The sequence below is a fragment of the Pseudomonas sp. SWRI18 genome (genome assembly GCF_014268345.1).
In the GTDB taxonomy this organism is placed as follows: Bacteria; Pseudomonadota; Gammaproteobacteria; order Pseudomonadales; family Pseudomonadaceae; genus Aquipseudomonas; species Aquipseudomonas cedrina.
Window position 1 is genome coordinate 443,108 of record NZ_JACCQQ010000001.1, and the last position, 26,130, is coordinate 469,237.

A 26,130-nucleotide genomic window follows, 5' to 3' on the forward strand; every position below is an offset into this window, starting at 1 on the left:
CGACCCCGAGCCATGCTCAATACGCTGCGCAAGATCGTCCAGGAAGTTAACTCCGCCAAGGATCTCAAGGCGGCGTTGGGGATTATTGTGTTGCGCGTCAAGGAAGCCATGGGCAGCCAGGTCTGCTCGGTTTACCTGCTGGACCCCGAGACCAACCGTTTTGTGCTGATGGCCACCGAGGGCCTGAACAAACGCTCTATCGGCAAGGTCAGCATGGCGCCCAACGAGGGTCTGGTGGGCCTGGTGGGGACGCGTGAAGAACCCCTGAACCTTGAACACGCGGCCGATCACCCGCGTTACCGCTACTTTGCCGAAACCGGCGAAGAGCGCTACGCCTCGTTTCTCGGCGCACCGATCATTCACCACCGTCGCGTTGTCGGCGTGTTGGTCATCCAGCAAAAAGAGCGACGCCAGTTCGACGAAGGTGAAGAAGCCTTCCTGGTCACCATGAGCGCGCAATTGGCCGGGGTTATCGCCCACGCCGAAGCGACGGGCTCGATCCGTGGCCTGGGCCGCGAGGGCAAGGGCATCCAGGAGGCCAAATTCGTGGGCGTGCCGGGTTCGCCGGGCGCTGCGGTCGGTACGGCGGTGGTCATGTTGCCGCCGGCGGACCTGGACGTAGTGCCGGACAAGACCGTCAAAGACATCGACGCCGAAATCAAACTGTTCAAGACCGCCCTGGAAGGCGTGCGCGCCGACATGCGCAACCTGTCGACCAAGCTGGCGACCCAGTTGCGTCCTGAAGAGCGCGCGCTGTTCGACGTGTATCAGATGATGCTCGACGACGCGTCGCTGGGTAACGAAGTCAAGACCGTGATCAAGACCGGCCAGTGGGCCCAGGGCGCGCTGCGCCAGGTGGTGACCGATCACGTCAACCGTTTCGAATTGATGGACGACGCCTACCTGCGCGAGCGCGCCTCGGACGTGCGCGACCTCGGCCGCCGTCTGCTGGCCTATCTGCAGGAAGACCGCACCACCAACCTGGTCTACCCCGACAACACCATCCTGATCAGTGAAGAGCTGACGGCCACCATGCTCGGTGAAGTGCCGGAAGGCAAACTGGTGGGCCTGGTGTCGGTACTCGGCTCGGGCAACTCCCACGTCGCGATCCTGGCCCGGGCCATGGGCATCCCGACGGTGATGGGCCTGGTGGACCTGCCGTACTCCAAGGTCGATGGCATCGACATGATCGTCGATGGCCACCGTGGCGAAGTCTTCACCAACCCCAGCGAGCTGCTGCGCAAGCAGTACGCCGAAGTGGTTGAAGAAGAGAAACAGCTGGCGCTGGGCCTGGACTCATTGCGCGAGCTGCCGTGCGTGACCACCGATGGCCACCGTGTGCCGCTGCTGGTCAACACCGGCCTGCTCGCCGATGTGGCCCGCGCGCAACAGCGCGGAGCCGAAGGGGTGGGCCTGTACCGCACCGAAGTGCCGTTCATGATCAACCAGCGTTTCCCGAGCGAGAAGGAGCAGCTGGCGATTTATCGCGAGCAATTGCAAGCCTTCCACCCGTTGCCGGTGACCATGCGCAGCCTGGACATCGGCGGCGACAAGTCACTGTCATATTTCCCGATCAAGGAAGACAACCCCTTCCTCGGCTGGCGCGGCATTCGTGTGACCCTCGACCACCCTGAAATCTTCCTCGTGCAGACCCGCGCCATGCTCAAGGCCAGCGAAGGCCTGAACAACCTGCGCATCCTGCTGCCGATGATCTCCGGCACCCATGAGCTGGAAGAGGCGCTGCACCTGATTCACCGTGCCTGGGGCGAAGTGCGCGACGAAGGCGCCGACGTACCGATGCCACCGATTGGCGTGATGATCGAAATCCCGGCGGCGGTATACCAGGCCAAGGAGCTGGCGCGGCAGGTGGACTTCCTGTCGGTGGGCTCCAACGACCTGACCCAATACCTGCTGGCCGTGGACCGCAACAACCCACGGGTGGCCGATCTTTACGACTACTTGCACCCGGCAGTGCTGCAAGCCTTGCAACACGTAGTGCGCGACGCCCATGCCGAAGGCAAGCCGGTGAGCATCTGCGGTGAAATGGCCGGCGACCCGGCGGCGGCGGTGCTGTTGATGGCGATGGGCTTTGACAGTCTGTCGATGAACGCCACCAATTTGCCAAAGGTGAAGTGGATGTTGCGCCAGGTTGAATTGAGCATGGCCAAGGACCTGCTGGCGGAGCTGATGACCATCGACAACCCGCAAGTTATCCACAGCTCGTTGCAACTGGCCCTGAAGAACCTCGGGCTGACGCGCATGATCAACCCGGCCTCGGCGAAAACCCTCTGACTTCAGATGGTGGGCTTTTGTAGTGAGCGGGCTTGCCCCGCGCTGGGCTGCGAAGCAGCCCTAATACAATCACCGCATGCTTTCAGATAGAGCCGGTTAGCTGGTTTTGGGGCGGCTTCGCCACCCAGCGCGGGGCAAGCCCGCTCACTACAAGCTGAGTTCTACCTCGCCAAGTCGCCCACCCTGCGGCCCAAAACTGCGTTCCACCATTTGCCGCGTCCCGTCGGCATTCACAATCAACACCGTACTTGCCCGCGTCCCGTAACTCGGGCTGGCGATAAACACGCTCGACAACAGGCTTTCCGTCGCCAAGCCCACGCCGGTATCCGGCAGCTCGGCAAACGCTGCCGTCTGCGGATCACTCAATATCGCCAGCAACGCCTCAGGTTGTGGATCTTCCAGTACTTCGCTCAACGCCGCCTTGGCCTTGAGCAGCTTGGGCCATGGCGTGTCCAGCCCGGCATTGGACAGCCCATACACCCCGGCTTCCAAGCGCGTGGGTTCGGTCTGATTGGCGTTGTAGTGCCACAACTCATCCCGCGTGCCCACCAGCAGGTTAAACCCGGCATATTCGATCGAACGGCCGTTAACATCGGCCAAATAATCCTCGATCGGCAGCGAACCACTGAGAAACCGCGCCACCAACTCACCGCGTGATTTACGTGCCAGCGGCTGGTGCGGGTCGCGGATGTTGGTCAAGGCGGCGAAGCGTCCGTCGGCACTCATCCCCAGCCAGGTGCCGCCCGCTTCCTGGTCGCGGCCGGCATACACGTGCGGCGCATCCGGCCACTGGGCCAGCGGCAGGCTGGGGCGGGCGTAGAACTCATCGCGGTTGGCCGCAACGATCAGCGGCTGGGCGTGGCCCGGCCGCCAGGCGAATACAATCAGGCACATCAGGCGATTTCCCTTTGTGTTTTTGCCACTTTACCCACTCAGGCACAGGCGTTCCATCGTCTCCAGTTGGGTTGCGCGCCTTCCATCCGTTAACATGCCGGACTTGGTTCGGGGGCTCCCATGGAATTGCTGCTGTATTTGCTGCTCGGCGCCTGTGCGGGTGTGCTTGCCGGACTGTTTGGCGTGGGCGGCGGGATCATCATCGTGCCGGTGCTGGTGTTCAGCTTCACCTTGCAGGGCTTCGACCCGCAGGTGCTGACCCACCTGGCCGTCGGCACTTCGCTTGCAACGATCATCTTTACCTCGGTGAATGCCGTGCGTGAGCATCACCGGCGTGGCGCGGTGCGTTGGCCGATATTTGTGTGGATGACCGTGGGTATCCTGATCGGCGCAGGCTTTGGCGCGCTGACCGCCGAGGCGATTTCCGGCCCTCACCTGCAAAAGATCATCGGTGTGTTTGCCTTGCTGGTGGCCGTGCAGCTTGCGCTGGAGGTCAAGCCCAGCCCCAGCCGAACGGTGCCGGGCAAGGCCGGCCTGACCCTGGCGGGTACGTTTATAGGCTGGGCCTCGGCGATCTTCGGCATCGGCGGCGGCTCGCTGACCGTGCCGTTCCTGACCTGGCGCAGCGTGCCGATGCAGCAGGCCGTGGCCACTTCATCCGCCTGTGGCCTGCCGATCGCGCTGGCCAGCGCATTGAGTTTCATGATTCTGGGCTGGCATGACCCGTTGTTGCCCGCTCATAGTCTAGGGTTCGTGTATTTGCCGGCGCTGTTGGGCATTGCCCTGACCAGCATGGTGTTTGCCCGCTTCGGCGCACGTCTGGCGCATCGGTTGTCACCGCGCTTGCTCAAGCGGTTGTTCGCCGGGCTGCTGTTCTGTGTCGGCATCAATTTTTTGCTTTAAACAACCTGAGTAATGCAGGCTTAATCGCGCCCGGGCATGGTCCGGTCGCTATAACGAATGATTAACGAGGAGTCGCAATGCTGCCTTACCCGCAGATCGACCCGGTGGCCCTGGCCATCGGTCCGCTGAAAATCCACTGGTACGGGCTGATGTACCTGGTCGGCATCGGCGGTGCCTGGTTTCTGGCCTCCCGACGCCTGAACCGTTTCGATCCGACCTGGACCAAGGAGAAACTCTCCGACCTGATTTTCTGGCTGTCGATGGGCGTGATTGTCGGCGGGCGCCTGGGGTATGTGCTGTTTTACGATCTTTCCGCCTACATCGCCAACCCGACGCTGATCTTCGAAGTGTGGAAGGGCGGCATGGCGTTCCACGGCGGCTTTATCGGCGTGATGATCGCCGCCTGGTGGTTCGGCCGACGCAATGGCAAGTCGTTCTTCCAACTGATGGACTTTATCGCACCGATGGTGCCGATCGGCCTGGGCGCCGGGCGTATCGGCAACTTCATCAATGCCGAATTGTGGGGCAAGCCGACCGACGTGCCATGGGCCATGGTCTTCCCGCCGTTCAGCGACCCGGCGCAACTGCCGCGCCATCCGTCGCAGCTCTACCAGTTCGCGTTGGAAGGCGTGGCCCTGTTCCTTATCCTGTATCTCTTTTCGCGCAAGCCACGGCCCACCATGGCGGTGTCGGGCATGTTCGCGTTGTTCTACGGGATCTTCCGCTTTGTCGTCGAGTTCGTGCGTGTGCCGGATGCGCAGTTGGGCTACCTGGCGTTCGGTTGGGTGACCATGGGCCAGATCCTCAGCCTGCCGATGATCCTCGGCGGCCTGGGCCTGCTGTGGTGGGCGTACAATCGCCCGCAAGCGATCAAGAACACCGCGCTTTAAATTCGAATGCCGAGGCTTTTGCTCCAGAGCCTCGGCTTCAACGATACGGGTACACACATGAAGCAATATCTCGAACTCCTGAACGACGTCGTGACCAACGGACTGACCAAGGGCGATCGCACCGGCACCGGCACCAAGGCCGTGTTCGCCCGTCAGTACCGGCATAACCTGGCCGACGGCTTCCCCCTGCTAACCACCAAGAAGCTTCATTTCAAAAGCATCGCCAACGAGCTGATCTGGATGTTGAGTGGCAATACCAACATCAAGTGGCTCAACGAAAACGGCGTAAAAATCTGGGACGAATGGGCCACCGAAGACGGCGACCTGGGCCCGGTGTACGGCGAGCAGTGGACCGCCTGGCCGACCAAGGACGGCGGCACGATCAACCAGATCGATTACATGGTGCACACGCTCAAGACCAACCCCAACAGCCGCCGCATCCTGTTCCACGGCTGGAACGTCGAGTACCTGCCGGACGAAACCAAAAGCCCGCAGGAAAACGCACGCAACGGCAAGCAGGCCTTGCCGCCGTGCCACCTGCTGTACCAGGCGTTCGTGCATGACGGTCACCTGTCGATGCAGCTGTACATCCGCAGCTCCGATGTGTTCCTCGGCTTGCCGTACAACACGGCCGCGCTGGCACTGCTCACCCACATGCTGGCCCAGCAATGCGACCTGATCCCCCACGAGATCATCGTCACCACCGGCGACACCCACGCCTACAGCAACCATATGGAACAGATCCGCACCCAACTGGCGCGTACGCCGAAGAAGCTGCCGGAACTGGTGATCAAGCGTAAGCCTGCGTCGATCTATGACTATAAGTTCGAAGACTTCGAGATCGTGGGCTACGACGCCGATCCAAGCATCAAGGCTGACGTGGCGATCTAAAGCCTAGCTCGGTTAAAACTGTGGGAGCTGGCTTGTGTGGGAGCGGGCTTGCTCGCGAATGCGGTGGGTCAGTCACCGAAGATGTCGACTGATCCACCGCATTCGCGAGCAAGCCCGCTCCCACATTTGAATTGGGTTTTCACCCCATTATTAGTCAGTGGCCGTGGCTTCTGCCCACGTGTGACGGCTCAGCTTCACTGGCCTGCACACTCCCGCTGACCTCCAGCCGCTGCAAAATCCCGCACTCCGGCCCGCCACCACAGCGCTGGCGCAGGTCCAGCAATTGTTCCTGCAACGCCAGCAGTCCGTCGATCCGCGCTTTCACATGGTGGATATGCTCATCGATCAACGCATTCACGCTTTCGCACTGGTCCTGGGGGCTGTCGCGTAGCCCGAGCAGGCTGCGGATTTCTTCCAGGGTCATGTCCAGGCTGCGGCAGTTGCGGATGAAGATCAGCCGTTCGGTGTGTGCCTGGGTGTATACGCGGTAGTTGGCGTCGGTGCGCGCCGGCGGCGGCAGCAGGGCTTCCTTCTCGTAGTAACGGATGGTTTCCACCGGGCAGTCGGTGAGTTTGGCCAGTTCGCCGATCTTCATCGCAGCAATCTCCAAATGGGTGCTTGACCCTATAGTGGCTACAGGGTCTTTACTTGGCAACAGGCACCTTTACGGACGCGACCTGATGAGCGATTCGATCCACACCCCGCACAAACACGACCACGACGAGAATAAGCTGACGCCTGTGCATAACCACGGCCACGGCGGCTCGTGCTGCTCCAGCACCCCGGCTCCTGCGGTGGTGCAACTGAGCGAAGCGCCCACCGCCGGCGCGCGCCTGAGCACGTTCCGCATCGAAGCCATGGACTGCCCCACCGAGCAGACGCTGATCCAGAACAAACTGGGCAAGCTCGCCGGCGTGCAGCAACTGGAATTCAACCTGATCAACCGCATCCTCGGCGTCACTCATGACTTGCCGAGCACCGCGCCGATCATCGACGCCATCAAATCCCTGGGCATGCAAGCCGATCCGCTTGAAGAGGGCGCGCCCGCCGCCATGCCTGTCGCCAAGAAACATTGGTGGCCGCTGGCGTTGTCCGGCGTCGGCGCACTCGGCGCTGAAGTGCTGCACTTCACCAACGCCGCGCCCACCTGGGGGATCGCAGTCGTAGCGCTGGTGTCGATCCTCAGCGGCGGCCTCACCACCTATAAAAAGGGCTGGATTGCCCTGAAAAACCTCAACCTGAACATCAATGCCCTGATGAGCATCGCCGTGACCGGCGCAATCCTGATCGGCCAGTGGCCGGAAGCGGCCATGGTGATGTTCCTGTTCACCGTGGCCGAATTGATCGAAGCCAAGTCCCTGGACCGTGCGCGCAACGCCATCAGTGGTTTGATGCAGATGACGCCGGAACAGGCCACCGTGCAACAGGCGGACGGTTCTTGGGTTGAAAAAGAGGTCAAAGGCATTGATCTCGGCGCGATTGTGCGGGTAAGGCCCGGCGAACGCATCGGCCTGGACGGCGAGGTCACCGCCGGCCAGTCCACCATCGACCAGGCGCCGATCACCGGTGAAAGCCTGCCGATTGAAAAGAGCGTGGGCGATAAAGTCTTCGCCGGTACCATCAACCAGGCCGGCGCCCTGGAATATAAAGTCATCGCGGCCGCCAACAACTCCACCCTGGCGCGCATCATTCACGCGGTGGAACAGGCCCAAGGCGCGCGGGCGCCGACCCAGCGTTTCGTCGACAGTTTCTCGAGAATCTATACCCCGGCCGTGTTCCTGTTCGCATTGGGCGTGGCGTTGATTCCACCCCTGTTCATGGCGGGCGCCTGGTTCGACTGGATCTACCGCGCCCTGGTGCTGCTGGTGGTCGCATGCCCCTGCGCCCTGGTGATTTCCACCCCGGTGACCATCGTCAGCGGCCTGGCGGCGGCGGCGCGCAAAGGCATCCTGATCAAGGGCGGCGTGTACCTGGAGGGCGGTTACAAGCTCGACTACCTGGCCCTGGACAAGACCGGCACCCTCACCCACGGCAAGCCGGTGCAAACCGATTACCTGGCGCTTTTCCCGAATGTGCAAGACAGCGCGCCCGCCCTGGCCGCCAGCCTGGCCGGGCGCTCCGACCATCCGGTGTCCCTGGCCATCGCCAATGCGGCTGTGGATAAAAACCTGCCGAGCCACGTTGTGGATAACTTCGAAGCCCTGCCCGGACGCGGCGTGCGCGGCGATATCAACGGTGAAACCTATCACTTGGGCAACCACCGCCTGGTGGAAGACCTGGGCCTGTGCTCGCCAGCGCTGGAAGAAAAGCTCTTTGCCCTGGAAAAACAAGGCAAGTCCGTGGTGCTGCTGCTCGACAAGTCCGGCCCGCTGGCGCTGTTCGCCGTGGCCGACACGGTCAAGGACAGCAGCCGTGAAGCCATCCGGCAACTGCACGAACTGGGCATCAAGACCCTGATGCTCACCGGCGACAACACCCACACCGCCCAAGCCATTGCGGCTCAGGTCGGCATCGACCAGGCCCAGGGCGACTTGTTGCCCACCGACAAGCTGCACGCCATCGAAGCCCTTTACAGCCAAGGCCGCCGCGTAGGCATGGTCGGCGACGGCATCAACGACGCCCCGGCGCTGGCTCGCGCCGAGATCGGCTTTGCCATGGCCGCCGCCGGTACCGACACCGCCATCGAGACCGCCGACGTCGCGCTGATGGACGATGATTTGCGCAAGATCCCGGCTTTCATTCGGCTCTCCCGGCAAACGTCGAGTATCCTCAAGCAGAACATCGCCCTGGCGTTGGTGATCAAGGCGGTTTTCCTGGTGGTCACCTTCCTTGGCATGGCGACCATGTGGATGGCGGTGTTCGCCGACATGGGCGTGGCCCTGCTGGTGGTGTTCAATGGCCTGCGCCTGTTGCGCAAATGACCGATGAGAGGGTGGTGTGCTGAGTGCTGAGCTGAAGGCGTTTTTCATGGTCGCCCGCCTGGGCAGCATTACCCAGGCGGCGAAGAAACTCGGCTTGAGCCAGCCCACGGTCACCACCCAGATCCGCAACCTGGAAAGCCAGTACGGCGTCGAGCTGTTCTACCGAGGCGGCCGCCGCCTCACCGTCAGCGACGACGGTGCGCGCCTGCTGCCGATGGTCAAGGCGCTGCTGCAGCAGGAAGCGGATATCGAGTTCTTCCTGCGCAACAATGGCCAGGTTCAGGGGGCATTGCGCATTGCCGCGACGGCGCCGTATTACATCCTTGACCTGGTCAAAGCCTTCCGCGAACGCCTGCCGCAAGTGGAGGTGTCGGTAGAGATCGGCAACTCTCAACAGGTGCTTGAAGCGTTGGACGATTACCGCGTCGATGTCGCCGCCTCGTCGCAACTGCTGGAAGACCCGCGCCTGGTTCGCCGCGTGTTGGGCACCGACCCGCTGGTGCTGGCGGTGCATCGCAACCATCCCCTGGCCAAGCTCGATCATGTGCCGCTGAGCGCGCTCGCCGGGCATACGTTGTTGATGCGCGAAGTGGGGTCCACCACGCGACGCCTGACTGAAGACATGTTGAAAGATGCCGGTGTGAGCTTCGGCCCGTTGTTGGAAATCGGCAGTCGAGAGTCGATCCGCGAGGCAGTATTGCGCAACATTGGCATCAGCATCATTGCGCGGCAGGAAGTGCCGCATGATCCGCAGTTGCGGGTGTTGACCCTGGAGAACGCGCCGCAGATTCCGGAGTATTTGTACTGCCTCAAGGAAAGAAAAAGTGCGCGGCTGCCGGCGGCTTTCCTCGGCCTGGCGCAAGAGATGTCGCCGCTCTGATTTTTTGGCTGGCATTGAGGGCCTCTTCGCGAGCAAGCCCGCTCCCACAGTTGACCGAGTTTACCTGAAGAAACCGGATCAAATGTGGGAGCGGGCTTGCTCGCGAAAACGGTAGACCAGACAACCAGTCTCTATAAGTCCTACACAAATCCACCAATACCACTATCACCCCCTTTTGCCTTCCTGCCACACCAGCGACGCATTGCCTGCCTAGCATGGCCCTCATCCGTTTGATGAGGTGCCCCATGAACACAGCCCTGACCCAACCCGGCGCGCCCATGAAGGTGCGCAGTATCCAGAAACGCTTCGGCGCGTTCACCGCGCTGGATAACGTCTCCCTGGACATCGCCGCCGGCGAGCTGGTGTGCCTGCTGGGGCCGTCCGGTTGCGGCAAGACCACCTTGCTGCGCTGCATCGCCGGCCTGGAGCGCCAGGACAGCGGTGAACTTTACCTGGGCAGCCGCGACATATCCCTGCTGCCGCCACAGGCGCGGGACTACGGCATTCTGTTCCAGTCCTACGCGTTGTTTCCCAACCTCACGGTCGAAGCAAACATCGCCTATGGCCTCACCGGCAGCGGCCGCGACGAAATGCGCAAGCGCGTCGGGCAGATGCTTGAACTGGTTGGCCTGCTCGGCAGCGAAAAGAAATACCCCGGCCAGCTGTCCGGCGGCCAGCAGCAACGCGTGGCGCTTGCCCGCGCGCTGGCGCCGGCGCCCTCATTGCTGTTGCTGGATGAGCCGATGTCGGCCCTCGACGCCCGCGTGCGCGAACATCTATGCACCGAGCTTCGCCAGCTGCAACGGCGTCTGGGCGTCACCACGCTGATGGTTACCCACAACCAGGACGAAGCCATGCTGATGGCCGACCGTATTGCCGTGATGAACAACGGCAGGGTCGAGCAATACGCTACGCCCCAGGAGATCTACGACCGCCCGGCCACGCCGTTCGTGGCGGAGTTTGTCGGCCAGGGCAACTGGCTGCCGTTCAGCCGCAGCAGCGCCAGCCATGCCCAGGTCGGCGGAATGAACATGCGCCTGGCCAATGATGCCGGCGTGGCCACGTCCGGCCGTCTGTTCTGCCGCCCCGAGGCCATCAACGTCAACCCGCCGGTGCATGAAGAAAACCTGTTCCCGGCCAAGGTCCGTGAGATCACCTTTCTCGGCAACCGCTGCCGCATGAGCTTTGAGCTGGAGCAATTGCCCGGCCATCCATTGCTGGCCGAGGTGGCGCCGCACGCTTTGCCGCGCCTGGGCGCCCAGGACATCTGGGTCGCTTTGCCGCCGAGCAGCCTGCAGGTGTTTGCCTGAGATGGCCGCTGTCATGACGTTGCCCGTGCCACGGCAGATGTCCCGTGCCGAGCTGGGTGATCGTATTTTCGTGGTCGGCGGCAAATGGCTGTGGCTGTGCCTGTTGGCGGTGGCGGTGTTGCTGCCATTGCTGGCAATCTTCTGGCGTGGTTTCAGTAGCGAAGCCGGGCAGGGCGGTGGCCTGGTCGCTGCGCAGGCATTGATTGCCAGCGCCAACTTCCACTGGCTGTTGGGCAATAGTCTGAAAGTTTCCCTCAGCGTGGCGGCTATTGTCGTACCGCTGGCTTACCTGTTTGCCTACGCCCTGCAACGCACCTTGATTCCCGGCAAGGCGATCTGGCGCGGTCTGTCATTGCTGCCGCTGATGGCGCCGTCGATGCTGCCGGGCATTGCGCTGGTCTATCTGTTCGGCAACCAGGGCCTGTTGCGCGGGTTGCTCTCGGAGAATATCTACGGCTTCTGGGGCATTGTGCTGGGTGAGGTGATCTACACCTTCCCACATGCCTTGATGATTCTGCTGTCGGCGCTGTCCCTGGCGGATGCGCGCCTGTTTGACGCTGCCTCAAGCATGGGCGCCAGCCCGGCCCGGGCGTTTCGCAGCATCACTTGGCCGGCTACGCGCCAGGCGGTGTTCGCCGCGTTTTGCCTGGTGTTCACCCTGACCATCACTGACTTCGGCGTGCCTGTGGTGGTGGGTGGCGATTATCAGGTGCTGGCGCTGGAAGCCTACAAGGCGGTGGTCGGCCAGCAGCAGTTCGGTCGCGGCGCCCTGATCGGCATGGTGTTGCTGCTGCCGGCGCTGTTCAGCTTTGGTGTGGATGCCTGGCTGCGCCGTCGTCAGGGCGATTCCATGAGTGGCCGCGCCCAGGTGTTCCAACCGGCACCATCCAGGGTGCGAGACGGTTGCTACCTGGCGATCGTGCTGCTGGTCTGCGCCGTGTTGCTGCTGGTGTTCGGCATGGCGGTGTATTCCTCGCTGGTGAAGTTCTGGCCGTACAACCTGTCGCTGTCGCTCAAGCATTACCAGTTCGAGGACACGGCGGGCGGCGGCTGGTTGGCCTATCGCAACAGCCTGACCCTGGCGGTGTGCACGGCGTTGATCGGCAGTGTGCTGATTTTCACCGGCGCGTACCTGATGGAAAAAACCAAGGGCCAGAAGGGTCTGAACCTGGCGCTGCGCCTGCTCACTTTTGTGCCGATGGCAGTGCCGGGGCTGGTGCTGGGCCTGGGCTACGTGTTCTTTTTCAACCTCAGCGGCAACCCGCTGCATGTGTTCTACGGGACCATGACCCTGCTGGTGGTGTGCACCATTGCGCACTATTTGACCACCGCGCAGATGACCGCGACCACCGCGTTGCGCCAGCTGGACGCCGAGTTCGAAGCCGCCGCGTTGTCCTTGAAAGCGCCACTGTACCGCCACTATTTGCGCGTCACCGTGCCGATCTGTCTGCCGGCGCTGCTGGATATCCTGCGTTACCTGTTTGTGTCGGCGATGACCACCGTGTCCGCCGCGATTTTTCTCTACAGCCCCGACACCATTCTCGCGGCCGTCGCCGTGTTGAACATGGACGACGCCGGCAATGTGGGCGGCGCGGCGGCCATGTCCACCCTGATCCTGTTCACCTCAGCCAGCGTTTCGCTGCTGCTGGCGTGGGCCTCACGTGGCGCGCTGCGTCGCTCCCAAGCCTGGCGCCAGACGGCGCCCGGTCAATAAACATCCCGAAGGAGGTGCTCCATGTTCAAGCCCCTGGCGCTGGTCGCTGCCGTACTCACCGCATTCAGCCTGAATGCCTTCGCCAAGACCGAACTCACCGTGTACACGGCCCTTGAAGCCGAGCAACTGAAGACCTACAAAAAGACCTTCGAACAGGCCAACCCGGATATCGAGATCAAGTGGGTGCGCGACTCCACCGGCATCATTACCGCCAAGCTGCTGGCCGAAAAAGACCGCCCCCAGGCCGACGTGGTGTGGGGCCTGGCCGCCTCCAGCCTGGCGATCCTCGACCAGCAGGGCATGCTCGATAGCTACGCACCGAAGGACCTGGACAAGATCGGCAAAAACTACCGCGACGCCGCCAACCCGCCGGCCTGGGTCGGCATGGACGTGTGGGCCGCGACCATCTGCTTCAACACCGTCGAAGCCGAAAAGCAGGGCCTGACCAAGCCCGTGAGCTGGCAAGACCTGACCAAGCCTGAGTACAAGGGCAAGATCGTCATGCCCAACCCGGCCTCGTCCGGCACCGGTTTCCTGGACGTCAGCGCCTGGCTGCAGACCTTTGGCGAAAAGCAGGGCTGGCAGTACATGGATGACCTGCACCAGAACATCGGCCAGTACGTTCACTCCGGCTCCAAACCGTGCAAGCTGGCGGCGTCGGGCGAGTTCCCGATCGGCATATCCTTCGAGTACCCGGCCGTGCAGTTGAAACGCCAGGGCGCGCCACTGGACATCATCCTGCCCAAGGAAGGCCTGGGTTGGGACATCGAAGCCACCGCCGTGATCAAGGGCACTGCCCACGCCGATGCCGCGAAAAAACTCGCCGACTTCTCCGCCAGCCCCGCCGCGATGGACCTTTACAAGGACAACTTTGCCGTCCTCGCCCAGCCGGGTATCGCCAAGCCGCAGACCGAATTGCCGGCTGACTACGAACAGCGTTTGATCAAGAACGACTTTGCCTGGGCGTCGAAGAACCGCGACAGCATCCTCACCGAATGGCGCAAGCGCTATGACGGTAAGTCGGAGAAGGTCGCCGGTCAGTAAATGCTCGGTTTGGGCTGATGGCCTCATCGCGGGCAAGCCCGGCTCCCACAGGGGAATGCATTCCAAAGGTGGGAGCTGGCTTGCCTGCGATGGCGGCCTCGAATTCAGGACACCACTTCATGACACACCACAGCGACTTGCTGATCATCGGCGCCGGTATCCTCGGGCTTTCCCACGCCTTCGCCGCCGCCAAACGCGGCCTCAAGGTCAAAGTCTTCGAACGCAGCGCCACACCGCTCGGCGCCTCGGTACGCAACTTCGGTCAGGCACTGGTGACCGGCCAACCACCGGGGCCGATGCTGGACCTGGCACGAGAAAGCCGCGGCATCTGGGGCCACTGGGCCCAGGCCGCGGGCCTGCAGCTCAAGCACAACGGTTCGTACCTGTTTGCCCGCACCGAAGCCGAAGAGCACTTACTGGAAGCTTTTTGCAGCGGGCGTGCGAAAGAACACGGCTACAACGTCGAACTGCTGCAAGGTCCAGCAATGAAGGCCCTGTACGGCGGCCAGTTCCGCCATCACCGCGCCGCGCTGCATGGCAAAGATGATCAGCAGCTGTATTCGCGCGAAGCGATCCCGGCGTTGATCAATTACCTGCGCACTGAGTTGAACGTCGAATTTCACTTCTCCACCTTGGTGCGCGGCGTCGAACCGGGCCAGGCGCACAGCACGGCGGGAAGTTTTCGCGGCGAGCAGATCATCGTCTGCTCCGGCCACGACTATCAGACCCTGCTGGCCGAAGCGCTCGCCGAGCTCAACCCGAGTGTCTGCCGCCTGCAAATGCTGCGCGCGCGGCCGGCGGTGAACCTGAACCTGCAACACGCCTTGCTCACCGGCTTGAGTTGCGTGCATTACGGCGCTTTTGCCGACCTGCCGGAAGCGGCGCCGGTACAGGCGCAGATCCTGCGTGAGACACCGCACCTGCAGGAACACGGCATTCACTTGTTGATCAGCCCGACGCCCCATGGCGAGCTGATCATCGGCGACTCCCATGATTACGGCCGCGATGCGTCGCCCTTCAACGCCGAGCAGGTCGATGACTGGATGATCGAACTGGCCGAGCAGACCCTCGGCTGCGCGGTTCAGGTGGTGGAGCGGTGGCAGGGTGTTTACGGCTCGCGCGGGCCGGGGCCGTTTTCGTTCCTGCGGGCAGCGCCCGGCGTGAGCGCGGCATTGATGCACACCGGTGTGGGCATGAGCGTAGGGCCGGCGCTGGCCGAGCGAAATATCCGCGCTTTGTGGGGCACTGCATGATGCACCCGGAACAGGCGATTGCCGACGTCTTCGGTTTGTACGAGCGGCACGGCGCGGCGGATTACATCGGCGAGCCGGTGTCGCAGATCGAGCACATGTCCCAGGCGGCGCAGTTGGCCATGGCCGAGGGCGTTGATGACGAAGTGATACTGGCGGCGTTTTTTCACGACATCGGGCATTTATGCGGGCAGGGCGGCGAAAACATGGGCGGTTACGGCGTGGTCAGCCATGAGCGCTTGGGCGCGGATTATTTGCGTCATGCAGGGTTCAGCGAACGCCTGGCCAGACTGGTGGAGTACCACGTGCAGGCCAAGCGTTATCTCACCTTCAGCCAGCCGGACTACTACGCTCGCCTGAGCGAAGCCAGCCGCCGCACCCTGGCTTATCAAGGCGCAGTGATGAGCGCCGAAGAGGCCCGAGCCTTCGAACAGGACCCGCTCTATGCGGTGAGCTTGCGCCTGCGCCATTGGGACGAGCAGGCGAAGGAGATGCACGTGCCTGTGCTCGACCTTGAACTGCTCAAGGCCAAGGCTAGGCAGGTGCTGGCGGCTTAGGTTTCGTCCAGGCGCCGGGCCAGGGCTTCGACCTGTTCCTGACGCTCGGCCTGGCTCAGCTTGGCGTGAGGGTTGAGGGACGACCATTGCGGATGGGCGCGAGCTTTGTGCAAAGCGTCGGGCAATTTGCCTTCGCGCCAGGTCTTGTCCTGGGGCGTGTCGACCTTGATGCTGTGCATCGCCGCATGCCCGCGCAGATTCAGGGCCTTGAGCAACTGGCGTTGGCGCAGGGCGAGCAGGCGCAAAACGCTGTCGTCGACGGTCAGTTCGCGCTGGCCCTTGATCTTGCCCAGCAGGCGCCCGCCGTAGCTGCGCGCGGTTTGCAGCGCGCCACCGGCAATCGCGCCGGCCAGGGCAGCGGCGCCCAGGGTCAGCCCGCCGACCAGTAAATCCACGCCGGCACCCGCCGCCGCGCCAGCGGCGATTCCGCCACCGACGCGCACGCCGAGCTGCTTGAGGGTTTCGGGGTTGAACAGGTCATCGCCCCAGCGCCCGTCCAACAGCGGCAAGTCGCTGGCGGCGGCGTCCTGGGGGCGGAAGCCGAACAGCTTGAGCAGCGCTTCGACACACTTTTGTTCACGTTGGCGCACGGCTTTGCGCAGGTCGCCGATGGCTTGCGGTTCATCTTCGGTGACCACGCTGCGTCGGCAGGCGGCGCAGTCGATCAGCAGTTCCGCGATGAGCCGTGCAGCGCTTTGCTGACGGGCCTGGCGTTGCGCTTGCTGGTCAAGAATCAAGCGCTCCAATTGCGGCCGCGCGGTTTCCAGCAGCAGGGCCAGGCTTTCATACAGCCGCCGCTCGCCGTCTTCCGGCGGCGCCACGCTGTCGAAGCGCACCAGCGCATGCAGGCCCAGGCGGGCCAGGGCTTCGCGCCAGTCGGGCTCGCGGTGGTCGTTGCTGCTGACGAAGTTGAGCACCGGCAGCAACGGCTTGCCGCAGCTGGCCAGCACTTGCAGCTCATCGCGGTACTTGGCCAGCACTGGTTCGCGGGCGTCGATCACATACAGCCCCGCATCGGACGCCAGCAGTTGGCGCAGCACCTTGGCTTCCTGTTCGAAACGCTGGCGTGCTTCGCTGCCCTCGAGGAAGCGCGCCAGGCGAGCCGGGCCGTCGAGGCGTTCGCCGGGGCGGTCCAGGCGCTCCAGATAGTCGAGCAGGGCGATGGCGTCTTCCAGGCCGGGCGTGTCGTACAGCTCCAATAAGGCTTCACCCTCCACCGACAACCGCGCACCTTCGACATGCCGGGTGGTGCTGGGGCGATGGGACACCTCGCCGAAGCCGACATCACGGGTCAGCGTGCGCAGCAGGGATGTCTTGCCCACATTGGTGTGGCCGACCACGGCGAGTTTCAGCGGTTTAGTCATGACCGGTCTCCAGCCAATTCAGCGGCGCGCAGTCGGCGAAGGGCAGTTCCAGTTGTTGCAGCGCGGCGTGCCAATCGCCGAGCCTCTCGGCGTCCAGCGCCTGGCCCGGCGGCGCTTGCAGCAGCCATACGCGGGTCGCGGTGGCGCTGCGCGCGAGTTCGGCGATCAGCGCCAGGCTGCCGCGATCCGGCGAGCGGCGCGGGTCGCAGGCGATGGCCAGGCGTGCGGGCGGAAAGCGCGTCAGTTGGTCCAGCAGTGTGTGGCGCGATTCGCGGCTGTCTAGGATGCCGGCGTTTTTTACGCCGGCTGGCAGTTTGGGTGGCCAGGTGTGCTGGTCGTCCAGTTCGATGGCGACCACCAGGGCGCCTTCGCTTTCCAGTTCGTTGACGCCACCGCTGACCTGATGCAGTTGTTGCGGCGCGGCATCGTTGACGCCCAGGCGTTCACTGCTCGGCATCAGGCGTTCGCGCAGTTGGCTGTAGCCGGGCAGGTTCAAGTCCAGGCGCAGGGCGGCGCGCCCGCGTTTCCAGCGCCACAGGCACAGCAGGGCGAGGATCAGGCGCGGCAGCAGGCCATACACCAGCAGCACGCCGACCAACCAGGCGGCCCAGGCCTGGCGCGCGCTCTCGATGTTCAGCGCGGAATCGCCGCTGGCGCGGATCATGTCGACGGTCGGCACGTTAAAGCCCAGCAACGCCGGCAGGGTGCCGAGCGCCTGGGTCACGGCGACGAAGGTGTCGGCGCCAAGAATGGTGGTTTCCCACACGAAGCCGTAGCGGCGGGTGGCAAGCAGCGTAAGAAGAATCAGCATGGCGCTGAGCAACGCCAGCAACCACAGGCTGTTGACCAGCACGCCCACGGCCCAGCGGTTGAGCTTCTGGCGCTGCAACAGCAGTAACAACGCCGGAGCCAGTTGCGCGGCCTTGGCGTCACGCGCAAGTTTTTCGCTGAGCCACAGCCACAGGCGCCCGAGGCTGGCGCTGTGCTCGCCGGCAAACAGCAGGCCCAGGGCCCAACTGATCAGCAGGAGCAGATTCAAACCGAGCAGGCTGCCCAAGGCCCAGAACACGTTCACTGGCGTCAGGCCATTGCCCATCGCGGCAAAGGCCAGTCCGGCGCCGCTGATCACCGCGACGATCGCCAGCAGCACCAGCGCCAGGCGCGCGCCTTGCAGCCAGCGGGTGAGGGCGCCTGTCAGGCCGTCGCGCTCGGCCAGGTGCAGGGCGCGGTGCTGGATGCGCGTGGGCAAGTCACCGCCGGCCGTGCGGGCCAGGCGGTTGGCTTCCAGGTCTTCAAGGGGCCCGGCGTGCTCTTCACGCAGGCGCACGGTTTCTGTCAGCCAGAGTGTGTGCAAGGGAGTCAGTGCAGTCACGCGCCTTCCTGTTGAGTCAATGAGGTTGGAGCATAACCGCTGGGTCGTGGCTCTGGTATTCTCGTCGGCATGAAAAAAACTCTCCCTCTCAGCCTGATCGCAGCCCTCGGTGAAAACCGCGTGATCGGCGTCGACAACAGCATGCCCTGGCATTTGCCGGGGGATTTCAAATATTTCAAGGCCACCACCTTGGGCAAGCCGATCATCATGGGGCGCAAGACCTGGGATTCCCTGGGCCGACCGTTGCCGGGGCGCTTGAACCTGGTGGTCAGCCGTCAGACCGGCCTGGTGCTGGAAGGTGCGCAAGTGTTTCCGTCACTGGAGGCCGCAGTGCAACGCGCCGAGGCCTGGGCGCTGGAGCAGGGCGTGGACGAGCTGATGCTGATCGGCGGTGCGCAGCTATATGCGCAGGGGTTGGAACACGCGGATCGCTTGTATTTGACGCGGGTCGCGTTGAGCCCGGAAGGGGATGCGTGGTTTCCGGAGTTTGATCGGAGCCAGTGGAAGCTGGTTTCAAATCTGGAGAACCCAGCTGAAGGCGATAAGCCAGCGTACAACTTTGAAGTCTGGGAAAAAATCTAACTTGTAGTGAGCGGGCTTGCCCCGCGCTGGGTGGCGAAGCCGCCCCAAACCCGGGCACCTCAGTTTTATCTGGAAAAACTCAGCGTCTGAGATGGGGCGGCTTCGCCACCCAGCGCGGGGCAAGCCCGCTCACTACTGTTATTGGCTTCAGGCCTGCGCTAACTCAGCATGCTCATCCGCATTCAACAGTTCCTTATCCGTCTGCCCCATGACCTGGCTGGTAATCGCCCCAGCCGTCATCGAACCGTTGACGTTCAACGCCGTGCGGCCCATGTCGATCAGCGGCTCCACGGAAATCAGCAGCGCCACCAGCGACACCGGCAGGCCCATGGCCGGCAGTACGATCAGCGCGGCGAATGTCGCTCCGCCGCCCACCCCGGCAACGCCGGCCGAACTCAGGGTCACTATCGCCACCAGGGTCGCGATCCACAGCGGGTCCAGCGGGTTGATGCCCACCGTCGGGGCGACCATCACTGCCAACATCGCAGGGTAAAGACCGGCGCAGCCGTTCTGGCCAATCGTCGCGCCAAACGAGGCGGCAAACCCGGCGATGGATTGCGGGATGCCCAGGCGGCGGGTCTGCGCTTCGATGCTCAGCGGGATCGCCGCCGCGCTGGAGCGGCTGGTGAAGGCAAAGGTCAGCACCGGCCATACCTTGCGGAAAAAGCGCAGCGGGTTGATCCCGGCCAGGGACAGTAGCAGGCCGTGCACCACGAACATCAGGCCCAGGGCCAGGTAAGACACCACCACAAAACTGCCGAGCTTGATGATGTCCTGCAGGTTGGAACCGGCGACCACTTTGGTCATCAGCGCCAGCACACCGTAGGGCGTGAGCTTCATCACCAGGCGCACCAGACGCATCACCCAGGCTTGCAGGGTGTCGATGGCGTTGAGCACTTTCTGGCCTTTTTCCACGTCATCCTTGAGCAGTTGCAGCGCGGCAACTCCCAGGAAGGCGGCGAAAATCACCACGCTGATGATCGAGGTCGGCTTCGCCCGCGCCAGGTCGGCGAACGGGTTGGCCGGCACGAACGACAGCAGCAGTTGCGGGACATTCAGGTTGGCCACCTTGCCGGCGTAATCGCTCTGGATCACTTGCAGGCGCGCCATTTCCTGGGTGCCGGCCACCAGGCCTTCGGCCGTAAGGCCGAACAGGTTGGTCAGGGCGATACCGATCAGCGCCGCGATGGCGGTGGTGAACAGCAACGTGCCTATGGTCAGGAAGCTGATCTTGCCCAGTGACGAGGCGTTATGCAGGCGCGCCACGGCGCTGAGGATCGAGGCGAACACCAGCGGGATCACGATCATCTGCAGCAATTGGACGTAGCCGTTACCCACCAGGTCGAACCAGCCGATGGAGGCTTTGAGCACCGGATGGCCGTCGCCGTAGATCGTGTGCAGAACCGCACCGAACACCACGCCAAGGACGAGGGCGAATAGCACCTTCTTGGCCAGGCTCCAGTTCGTGCGACGGGTTTGTGCCAGGCCCAGCAACAGGGCCACGAACACCAATAAGTTGAGAATCAGGGGCAGATTCATTGAAGCTCCGTTGAAAGGGCAGCCAATCGCGTGAGCCTGCGATTGCGAGCCGGGCAGCCTAACACTTTGAAATATATTGATTTAATATCAATGTGGAATGATGACTGTCGTTTTTGGAATAAGCATTTGGCGCTCAGGCACATGCCGCTGGCGCGATCACGATGCAAGCGGTCGCGCTCGGGCGGTAACTGTCACAGGGATTTGTTAGCGTCGATGTCTTTCACTCAGGGAGACAACGCCTATGAAGCTCGTGCCGAAACTACTAGCCGCCGCACTTTGCCTGGGACTCGCCAGCCAGGCGTTCGCCGCCACCGAGTTGAAACATTGGCCCGCGCCTGCCGCCAAGCAACTGAACGAAATGATCGCCGCCAACGCCAACAAGGGTAACTTTGCGGTGTTCGACATGGACAACACCAGCTACCGCTATGACCTCGAAGAGTCGCTGTTGCCCTACATGGAAAACAAAGGCCTGATCACCCGCGACAGCCTTGACCCGTCGCTCAAGCTGATGCCGTTCAAAGACACCGCCGACCATAAGGAGAGCCTGTTCAGTTACTACTATCGCCTCTGCGAAGTGGACGACATGGTCTGCTACCCTTGGGTCGCCCAAGTGTTTTCGGGGTTCACGCTCAAGGAGCTCAAGGTGCAGGTCGATGAGCTGATGGCCTCCGGCAAGCCCGTGCCGGTCAGCTACTTCGAAGGCGACGTGGTGAAAAAGTCTGAGGTGCAACCGCCAAAAGTCTTCACCGGCCAGGCCGAGCTGTACAACAAGCTGATGGAAAACGGCATCGAGGTGTACGTGATGACCGCCGCTTCGGAAGAGTTGGTGCGCATGGTCGCCGCTGATCCGAAGTACGGCTACAACGTCAAGCCCCAGAACGTGATCGGCGTGACCACCTTGCTCAAGGACCGCAAGACCGGTGAGCTGACCACTGCGCGTAAACAGATCACCGCCGGCAAATATGACGAGCAGGCCAACCTCGGCCTGGAACTCACGCCCTACCTGTGGACCCCGGCCACCTGGATGGCCGGCAAGCACGCGGCGATCCTGACCTACATCGACGAATGGAAAAAACCGGTACTGGTCGGTGGCGATACCCCGACCAGCGATGGTTATATGCTGTTTCACGATGTGGACGTGGCCAAGGGCGGCATCCACCTGTGGATCAACCGCAAGGACAAATACATGACGCAGCTTAACGGCATGATCGCCAAGCACGCGGCGGCTCAGGCCAAGGAAGGGTTGCAGGTGACGGCGGATAAGAACTGGGTGATCGTCAAGCCTGAGGAGATTCAGTAAGACCGAGTTGCCTGCTTCGCGAGCAAGCCCGCTCCCACATTCGACCGCATTCTCATGCTGGAACTCGGTCAACTGTGGGAGCGGGCTTGCCCGCGAAGGCGGCCGCAAGCGCACCACAAATCCCCAGTTAAAATAGATATCAATTGCGAACTAATCTCATCCTCTGCTAGCGTGCGCACTTCCTGACCTTCTCAAGGTAGTGCTGTGCTCTCCTGGAATTCGCAGATCGCGCGCCTGTTCGCGGAGCAGAAGAAAGCCCTCGAAGCTTTCGTCACCCGCCGCACCGGCAGCGCCCAGGTGGCCGCCGACCTGACCCAGGAATCCTTTCTGCGCCTGGCGCGCCTGGACTCCGGGGAGAAGATCGACAACCTCCCGGCCTTCCTCTTTACCATCGCCAGCAACCTGGTGCGCGATCATCAGCGCCAGGCTATCCGCCGCGAGCGCCTGGATGCAGGCGAGCCGAGTGAAGAACTGCCGTGCGGCAACCCCGGTGCCGACGAACAACTGGCTGCCTATCAGCAGGAACAGCTGATGCAGGATGCGATCCTGGCGTTGCCCGAAGCGACTCGGCAGATCTTCCTGCTCTATCATGTCGACGAACTTTCCTACCGCGAAATTGGTGAACGCCTGTCGATCACCCCGCGTAGCGTGGAATACCAACTGCGTCGCGCCTTGATTGAATGCCGCGCCTACATCAAGACGCGGCTCGCCTGCGGCACCCAAGGACGTCGGTCATGACCGCCACCCCCACTGCCGACGCGTTGTTCGAAGAAGCGTCCGGCTGGTATTTCCGTCTGCAAGCCGAGGACGTGACCTGCGCCGAGATGGACGCCTTCGCCCTCTGGCTCGGCCAAGGGCAGGGCCAGGACGATGCCTGGCAGGAAGTGCAGGCGATGCTCGGCGGTTTGCGGGAGCCAGCCCGGGTGATCCGCCGCGCCGAGCAGGCTGCCTGGCGCAAACCCGTCCGGCGCTGGGCGTGTGCCGCCGCCGTGTTGCTCGCGCTGGGGCTGACCGTGCAGAACACGCCTTGGCTCGACCGTCTGCGCGCGGACTACACCACCGGCACGGGCGAATCGCGCACGGTCCAATTGGCCGACGGCTCCCAGTTGCAGCTCAATACCGACAGCGCCATTCAAGTCCGCATAAACGGTGGTGAACGTCAGGTTCGCCTGTTGCGCGGCGAAGGTTTTTTCAGCGTGACTCAAGACCCGACGCGACCTTTCGTGGTTCAGTCCGGCGAGGGCTGGGTGAAGGTGGTGGGCACCCGGTTCAGTGTGGCGCGGCGTGACGGACAGACACGGGTGCAGGTGGCGCAGGGCAAGGTGCAGGTCAGTGCCGGCAGCGGTGAGCCGGTGTATCTGGAGCCGGGCCGCGCCGTTGAGTATCAGGGTCAGCGACTTAGTGATGCTCACGGATTCGATCCGGCCAGTGGCTTTGCCTGGCGTCAGCGGCAGTTGGTATTTCGTCAACAACCCCTGTCGGAGGTGGTCAGCGAATTGAACCGCTATTGGCCCGGTAAGACCCTGGTGCTGGGCGAAGCACTGCGCAATCGTGTGGTATCGGGTGTGTTTGAAATTGACAAACCCGACGCCGTGATTCAGGCGTTGGAATACACCCTCAACCTGCACGCCGAGCACTACACCCCGTATTTACTGGTGTTGCGCGAAGGCAACGCGTCCTGACGAAATTTTTTTGAAAATAGTTTCAGGGTTTTCCCGCAAGTCATCGTCCTTGATCACTGAGGCGTAAATAGTAAGCACTCTCAAGTAGTGCGGCGCCGATCACAGACTGTTTTGCACCGGGGAGCACCATCCATGGCACACCGATTCGCCGCACAGCCCTTGCTGGCGCTGGCCATTTCCATGGCCTGCGGCACCGCGCCGCTGTACTTGCAGGCCGCCGAGACCACACAGGCCCAGACCTACCGCTTCGATATTCCAGGACAGAACCTGGATGGTGCTCTGGCGGCATTTTCGGCGGTGACGCGGGTGCAGGTGCTGGTGTCAGGTGAGTTGACACAGGGGGTGATGTCACCGGGAGTGAAGGGTAGCCTTGGGCAGCGCGAAGCCTTGGGCAAACTGTTGAGTGGCACTGAACTGAGCGCGGCGTTTATCAATGCGGACACCGTCACCCTGGAAAAACGTGTGGACGCAGGCGGCGCCCTTGAAGTCGGCGCCACCACCATCAGCGCCGATCAGTTGGGCGTCACCACCGAGGGCAGCGGTTCCTATACCACTGGTGCGGTGACCCTGGGCCGGGGTGAGCAGAAACTCAAAGACATCCCGCAATCGGTCAGCGTCATGACCCGCAAACAGATGGATGATCAGAACACCACCAAACTCTCTGAAGTGGTCAAGCGCACCCCCGGCCTGACCGCGACCAAATCCCCTGGCCCGGGCATGTTCATTTTTTCCCGAGGCTTCGAGATCGGCACCCTGCAATACGACGGGGTGCCCATTCCACGTAACACCTACGCGTTGGGCAGCTACCTTACCGAGAACATGGCGATCTACGATCGTGTCGAAACCCTGCGCGGCCCTGCCGCCTTGCTGCAAGGCGCCAACAGCCCAGGCGGTACCATGAACCTGGTGCGCAAGCGCGGCCAGCATGCGCCGGCCGTGACCATCACCGCCAAGGCCGGCTCCTGGGACCATTACGGCACCCAGGTTGATGCCGGTGGCCCGCTGAATGCCGAAGGCACCTTACGCGGTCGCTTTGTGGCGGATTACGACACCACCAACTCGTTCGTCGACTATGCCGGCGGCTGGAATCAAACGGTTTATGCCGCCGTTGACTATGACTTCACGCCAGACACCACTGTGGGTGTTGGCATCAGCAACCAGAAGGGCCACTCGCGGCCCAACTTCATGTCGCTGCCCCGTTACGCCAATGGCAACGACATAGGCCTGCCGCGCTCGACGTTCGTGGGCGCCAGTTGGAACCGTGCGGTCAATAACCAGACCCAGGTGTTTGCCGACCTGGAGCATCGTTTCAACGATGACTGGAAAATTAAGGCCGCGCTGGTCGCCATGGATGAACACAACGACGCGACCTATCAGGCGACGTGGGACGCGATCCCCAGCCCAGGCACCACCGGCAACGTGCGTTACGTCGACTGGGTCACCGATTTCAATACCAAGAGCCGCGGCGCGGATGTGTATCTGAACGGCAAGTTCGAGGGCCTGGGTTTCCGGCAGGAAATAGTGCTGGGCGCTAACTATTCCAAGCTCACCACCGACGATCAGTGGGCGCGGGCGGCAACCGCCGGCGCGGATATTTTCAACATCGACCACAACCGGCCGCAGCGCGACAAATACCAGTTGTTCGCCCAGGGCAACGCATCGAAGAGCTGGTACGATATCCGCCAGAAAGGTGTCTACGGCACCTGGCGCGTGAAGTTGCTGGACCCACTGACTCTGATCGTCGGTGCCCGCGCCAGTGATTATGAATACGCCTACATTGGCCAGGACGGATCTCGCGGTGTGTACAACGCCCCTGAGAAAAGTACCACGCAAACCTCTGGCAAAGTCACGCCTTACGCTGGCCTGGTCTATGCCCTGAATGACCAATGGTCGGCCTATGCCAGCTACGCCGATGCCTTCGAGCCTCAGACCAACCTGACTACCTCCGGCTCGCTGCTCAAGCCTATCGAGGGCAAGAACTACGAGCTGGGCATCAAGGGTGAACTGGCCGACGGTCGACTCAACACCTCGTTTGCTATCTTCCGCTACGACCAGGAAAACCGAGGTGTCCAGGACCTGCAAGGGCCGATGAACTGCAATGGCTGGTACTGCTCGGTCGCCTCCGGCAAAGTCCGCAGCCAGGGTTTCGAAGCCACCTTGAGCGGTGAAGTGCTGCCAGGCCTGCAACTGGTCTCCAGCTACACCTACAACACCACCCAATTCCTCAAGGACAACACCTACGAAGGCAAGATTTTCAGCACCTGGACACCCAGGCATCAGCTCAAGGTCTGGGGTGATTACCAACTGCCGGGGGACTGGAACAACGTCAGCGTTGGCGCCGGCGTGACCGCGCAAAGCAGCACCGTCGCCTACGACCGCAATTTCAGCGTGCCGGGCAACGCGCTGTGGGATTCGCGAGTGGCCTACAGGATCAACCAGGAATTCGCCGTCGCGGCGAACCTGAACAATGTGTTCGACAAGAAGTACTACATCCCTGCGTACAACGCGACGTGGGGCAGTAACTACTACGGCGATCCGCGCAATGTGATGTTTACCCTCACATACACCCCGCAGTTCTAAGGCTAACGCCGACCATGTGGGAGCTGGCTTGCCTGCGATGCAGGCACCGCGGTGTGCCTGATACACCGAGTCGATCCCATCGCAGGCAAGCCAGCTCCCACATTTGATCTCCACTGTTTTGGGAGTTTTCTCCAGGCAAAAAAATGCCCCGCAGTTGGCGGGGCA

21 protein-coding genes are annotated in these 26,130 nt (G+C 62.5%); 16 read left to right on the forward strand and 5 right to left on the reverse strand.

The window, feature by feature from the left end; translation table 11 throughout:
- Positions 1 to 12: 12 nt before the first annotated feature.
- Complete coding sequence (gene ptsP / locus H0Z09_RS02040) at positions 13 to 2,292, forward strand: phosphoenolpyruvate--protein phosphotransferase (RefSeq protein ID WP_076951914.1); 2,280 nt, start codon at positions 13 to 15, stop codon at positions 2,290 to 2,292.
- Positions 2,293 to 2,439: 147 nt separating this feature from the next.
- Here the strand turns inward: ptsP and H0Z09_RS02045 are convergent, their stop codons facing one another.
- Positions 2,440 to 3,186, reverse strand: a complete 747-nt coding sequence (locus tag H0Z09_RS02045) for an NRDE family protein (RefSeq protein ID WP_186686670.1) — start codon at positions 3,184 to 3,186, stop codon at positions 2,440 to 2,442.
- Between the two features lie 120 nt (positions 3,187 to 3,306).
- Here H0Z09_RS02045 and H0Z09_RS02050 point away from each other — a divergent pair, with 120 nt between their 5' ends.
- From H0Z09_RS02050 to H0Z09_RS02060, 3 genes are all read left to right on the forward strand, one after another.
- The gene (locus tag H0Z09_RS02050; protein ID WP_186686671.1) at positions 3,307 to 4,089 is read left to right on the forward strand and encodes a sulfite exporter TauE/SafE family protein; all 783 of its coding nucleotides are present in this window, start codon (positions 3,307 to 3,309) and stop codon (positions 4,087 to 4,089) included.
- Between the two features lie 77 nt (positions 4,090 to 4,166).
- On the forward strand, positions 4,167 to 4,979 hold the full coding sequence (lgt, locus tag H0Z09_RS02055; protein WP_186686673.1) for a prolipoprotein diacylglyceryl transferase: 813 nt from the start codon (positions 4,167 to 4,169) through the stop codon (positions 4,977 to 4,979).
- Between the two features lie 57 nt (positions 4,980 to 5,036).
- Positions 5,037 to 5,870: a thymidylate synthase gene (locus H0Z09_RS02060; protein WP_015886389.1), complete on the forward strand. Its 834-nt coding sequence runs from the start codon at positions 5,037 to 5,039 to the stop codon at positions 5,868 to 5,870.
- Positions 5,871 to 6,024: 154 nt separating this feature from the next.
- On the opposite strand, the gene cadR is transcribed toward H0Z09_RS02060, so the two are convergent.
- The gene (gene cadR, locus H0Z09_RS02065; RefSeq protein WP_186686677.1) at positions 6,025 to 6,465 is read right to left on the reverse strand and encodes a Cd(II)/Pb(II)-responsive transcriptional regulator; all 441 of its coding nucleotides are present in this window, start codon (positions 6,463 to 6,465) and stop codon (positions 6,025 to 6,027) included.
- A gap of 85 nt (positions 6,466 to 6,550) precedes the next feature.
- On the opposite strand from cadR, the gene H0Z09_RS02070 reads away from it, so the two are divergent.
- The 7 genes from H0Z09_RS02070 to H0Z09_RS02100 all read left to right on the forward strand — a co-directional run bounded on the left by H0Z09_RS02070 (position 6,551) and on the right by H0Z09_RS02100 (position 15,546).
- Positions 6,551 to 8,791: a heavy metal translocating P-type ATPase gene (locus tag H0Z09_RS02070; protein ID WP_186686680.1), complete on the forward strand. Its 2,241-nt coding sequence runs from the start codon at positions 6,551 to 6,553 to the stop codon at positions 8,789 to 8,791.
- 16 nt (positions 8,792 to 8,807) lie between these two features.
- Positions 8,808 to 9,671, forward strand: a complete 864-nt coding sequence (locus H0Z09_RS02075) for a LysR family transcriptional regulator (protein WP_076951906.1) — start codon at positions 8,808 to 8,810, stop codon at positions 9,669 to 9,671.
- Positions 9,672 to 9,916: 245 nt separating this feature from the next.
- Positions 9,917 to 10,981, forward strand: a complete 1,065-nt coding sequence (locus H0Z09_RS02080; RefSeq protein ID WP_186686681.1) for a putative 2-aminoethylphosphonate ABC transporter ATP-binding protein — start codon at positions 9,917 to 9,919, stop codon at positions 10,979 to 10,981.
- Between the two features lies 1 nt (position 10,982).
- Entirely contained in the window at positions 10,983 to 12,695 is a 1,713-nt protein-coding gene (locus H0Z09_RS02085; RefSeq protein WP_186686682.1) for a putative 2-aminoethylphosphonate ABC transporter permease subunit, read from the forward strand.
- Between the two features lie 21 nt (positions 12,696 to 12,716).
- Positions 12,717 to 13,739, forward strand: coding sequence for a putative 2-aminoethylphosphonate ABC transporter substrate-binding protein (locus tag H0Z09_RS02090; protein ID WP_186686683.1), 1,023 nt, complete (start codon positions 12,717 to 12,719; stop codon positions 13,737 to 13,739).
- A 119-nt stretch (positions 13,740 to 13,858) separates the two neighbouring features.
- Complete coding sequence (locus tag H0Z09_RS02095) at positions 13,859 to 14,992, forward strand: TIGR03364 family FAD-dependent oxidoreductase (protein WP_186686684.1); 1,134 nt, start codon at positions 13,859 to 13,861, stop codon at positions 14,990 to 14,992.
- Positions 14,992 to 15,546 (forward strand): phosphonate degradation HD-domain oxygenase, encoded by a 555-nt coding sequence (locus tag H0Z09_RS02100; protein WP_186687002.1) that lies wholly within the window; start codon positions 14,992 to 14,994, stop codon positions 15,544 to 15,546. The genes H0Z09_RS02095 and H0Z09_RS02100 overlap by 1 nt, the downstream gene beginning before the upstream one ends.
- Here the strand turns inward: H0Z09_RS02100 and H0Z09_RS02105 are convergent.
- Positions 15,543 to 16,910: a GTPase/DUF3482 domain-containing protein gene (locus H0Z09_RS02105; protein WP_186686685.1), complete on the reverse strand. Its 1,368-nt coding sequence runs from the start codon at positions 16,908 to 16,910 to the stop codon at positions 15,543 to 15,545. The two genes, H0Z09_RS02100 and H0Z09_RS02105, sit on opposite strands and share 4 nt — an antisense overlap.
- Positions 16,903 to 18,282 (reverse strand): DUF2868 domain-containing protein, encoded by a 1,380-nt coding sequence (locus H0Z09_RS02110; protein ID WP_186686686.1) that lies wholly within the window; start codon positions 18,280 to 18,282, stop codon positions 16,903 to 16,905. Before H0Z09_RS02110 ends, H0Z09_RS02105 begins: the two co-directional genes overlap by 8 nt.
- A gap of 69 nt (positions 18,283 to 18,351) precedes the next feature.
- Here H0Z09_RS02110 and H0Z09_RS02115 point away from each other — a divergent pair, with 69 nt between their 5' ends.
- Entirely contained in the window at positions 18,352 to 18,864 is a 513-nt protein-coding gene (locus H0Z09_RS02115) for a dihydrofolate reductase (protein WP_186686689.1), read from the forward strand.
- A gap of 147 nt (positions 18,865 to 19,011) precedes the next feature.
- Here the strand turns inward: H0Z09_RS02115 and H0Z09_RS02120 are convergent, their stop codons facing one another.
- Positions 19,012 to 20,403: an L-cystine transporter gene (locus H0Z09_RS02120; RefSeq protein WP_186686692.1), complete on the reverse strand. Its 1,392-nt coding sequence runs from the start codon at positions 20,401 to 20,403 to the stop codon at positions 19,012 to 19,014.
- Between the two features lie 241 nt (positions 20,404 to 20,644).
- On the opposite strand from H0Z09_RS02120, the gene H0Z09_RS02125 reads away from it, so the two are divergent.
- The 4 genes from H0Z09_RS02125 (at position 20,645) to H0Z09_RS02140 (ending at position 25,965) form a co-directional block, all read left to right on the forward strand.
- Complete coding sequence (locus H0Z09_RS02125) at positions 20,645 to 21,703, forward strand: haloacid dehalogenase-like hydrolase (protein WP_238340183.1); 1,059 nt, start codon at positions 20,645 to 20,647, stop codon at positions 21,701 to 21,703.
- A 204-nt stretch (positions 21,704 to 21,907) separates the two neighbouring features.
- Positions 21,908 to 22,441, forward strand: coding sequence for a sigma-70 family RNA polymerase sigma factor (locus H0Z09_RS02130; RefSeq protein ID WP_186686695.1), 534 nt, complete (start codon positions 21,908 to 21,910; stop codon positions 22,439 to 22,441).
- Complete coding sequence (locus tag H0Z09_RS02135; protein WP_186686698.1) at positions 22,438 to 23,385, forward strand: FecR family protein; 948 nt, start codon at positions 22,438 to 22,440, stop codon at positions 23,383 to 23,385. The genes H0Z09_RS02130 and H0Z09_RS02135 overlap by 4 nt, the downstream gene beginning before the upstream one ends.
- 132 nt (positions 23,386 to 23,517) lie before the next feature.
- Positions 23,518 to 25,965, forward strand: a complete 2,448-nt coding sequence (locus tag H0Z09_RS02140; protein WP_186686700.1) for a TonB-dependent receptor — start codon at positions 23,518 to 23,520, stop codon at positions 25,963 to 25,965.
- Positions 25,966 to 26,130 lie beyond the last annotated feature (165 nt).

Coding starts and splice junctions, on each gene's coding strand:
- ptsP (WP_076951914.1), top strand. CDS start 13: ATGCTCAATACGCTGCGCAAGATCGTCCAGGAAGTTAACTCCGCCAAG.
- H0Z09_RS02045 (WP_186686670.1), bottom strand. CDS start 3,186: ATGTGCCTGATTGTATTCGCCTGGCGGCCGGGCCACGCCCAGCCGCTG.
- H0Z09_RS02050 (WP_186686671.1), top strand. CDS start 3,307: ATGGAATTGCTGCTGTATTTGCTGCTCGGCGCCTGTGCGGGTGTGCTT.
- lgt (WP_186686673.1), top strand. CDS start 4,167: ATGCTGCCTTACCCGCAGATCGACCCGGTGGCCCTGGCCATCGGTCCG.
- H0Z09_RS02060 (WP_015886389.1), top strand. CDS start 5,037: ATGAAGCAATATCTCGAACTCCTGAACGACGTCGTGACCAACGGACTG.
- cadR (WP_186686677.1), bottom strand. CDS start 6,465: ATGAAGATCGGCGAACTGGCCAAACTCACCGACTGCCCGGTGGAAACC.
- H0Z09_RS02070 (WP_186686680.1), top strand. CDS start 6,551: ATGAGCGATTCGATCCACACCCCGCACAAACACGACCACGACGAGAAT.
- H0Z09_RS02080 (WP_186686681.1), top strand. CDS start 9,917: ATGAACACAGCCCTGACCCAACCCGGCGCGCCCATGAAGGTGCGCAGT.
- H0Z09_RS02085 (WP_186686682.1), top strand. CDS start 10,983: ATGGCCGCTGTCATGACGTTGCCCGTGCCACGGCAGATGTCCCGTGCC.
- H0Z09_RS02090 (WP_186686683.1), top strand. CDS start 12,717: ATGTTCAAGCCCCTGGCGCTGGTCGCTGCCGTACTCACCGCATTCAGC.
- H0Z09_RS02095 (WP_186686684.1), top strand. CDS start 13,859: ATGACACACCACAGCGACTTGCTGATCATCGGCGCCGGTATCCTCGGG.
- H0Z09_RS02100 (WP_186687002.1), top strand. CDS start 14,992: ATGCACCCGGAACAGGCGATTGCCGACGTCTTCGGTTTGTACGAGCGG.
- H0Z09_RS02105 (WP_186686685.1), bottom strand. CDS start 16,910: ATGACTAAACCGCTGAAACTCGCCGTGGTCGGCCACACCAATGTGGGC.
- H0Z09_RS02115 (WP_186686689.1), top strand. CDS start 18,352: ATGAAAAAAACTCTCCCTCTCAGCCTGATCGCAGCCCTCGGTGAAAAC.
- H0Z09_RS02120 (WP_186686692.1), bottom strand. CDS start 20,403: ATGAATCTGCCCCTGATTCTCAACTTATTGGTGTTCGTGGCCCTGTTG.
- H0Z09_RS02125 (WP_238340183.1), top strand. CDS start 20,645: ATGAAGCTCGTGCCGAAACTACTAGCCGCCGCACTTTGCCTGGGACTC.
- H0Z09_RS02135 (WP_186686698.1), top strand. CDS start 22,438: ATGACCGCCACCCCCACTGCCGACGCGTTGTTCGAAGAAGCGTCCGGC.
- H0Z09_RS02140 (WP_186686700.1), top strand. CDS start 23,518: ATGGCACACCGATTCGCCGCACAGCCCTTGCTGGCGCTGGCCATTTCC.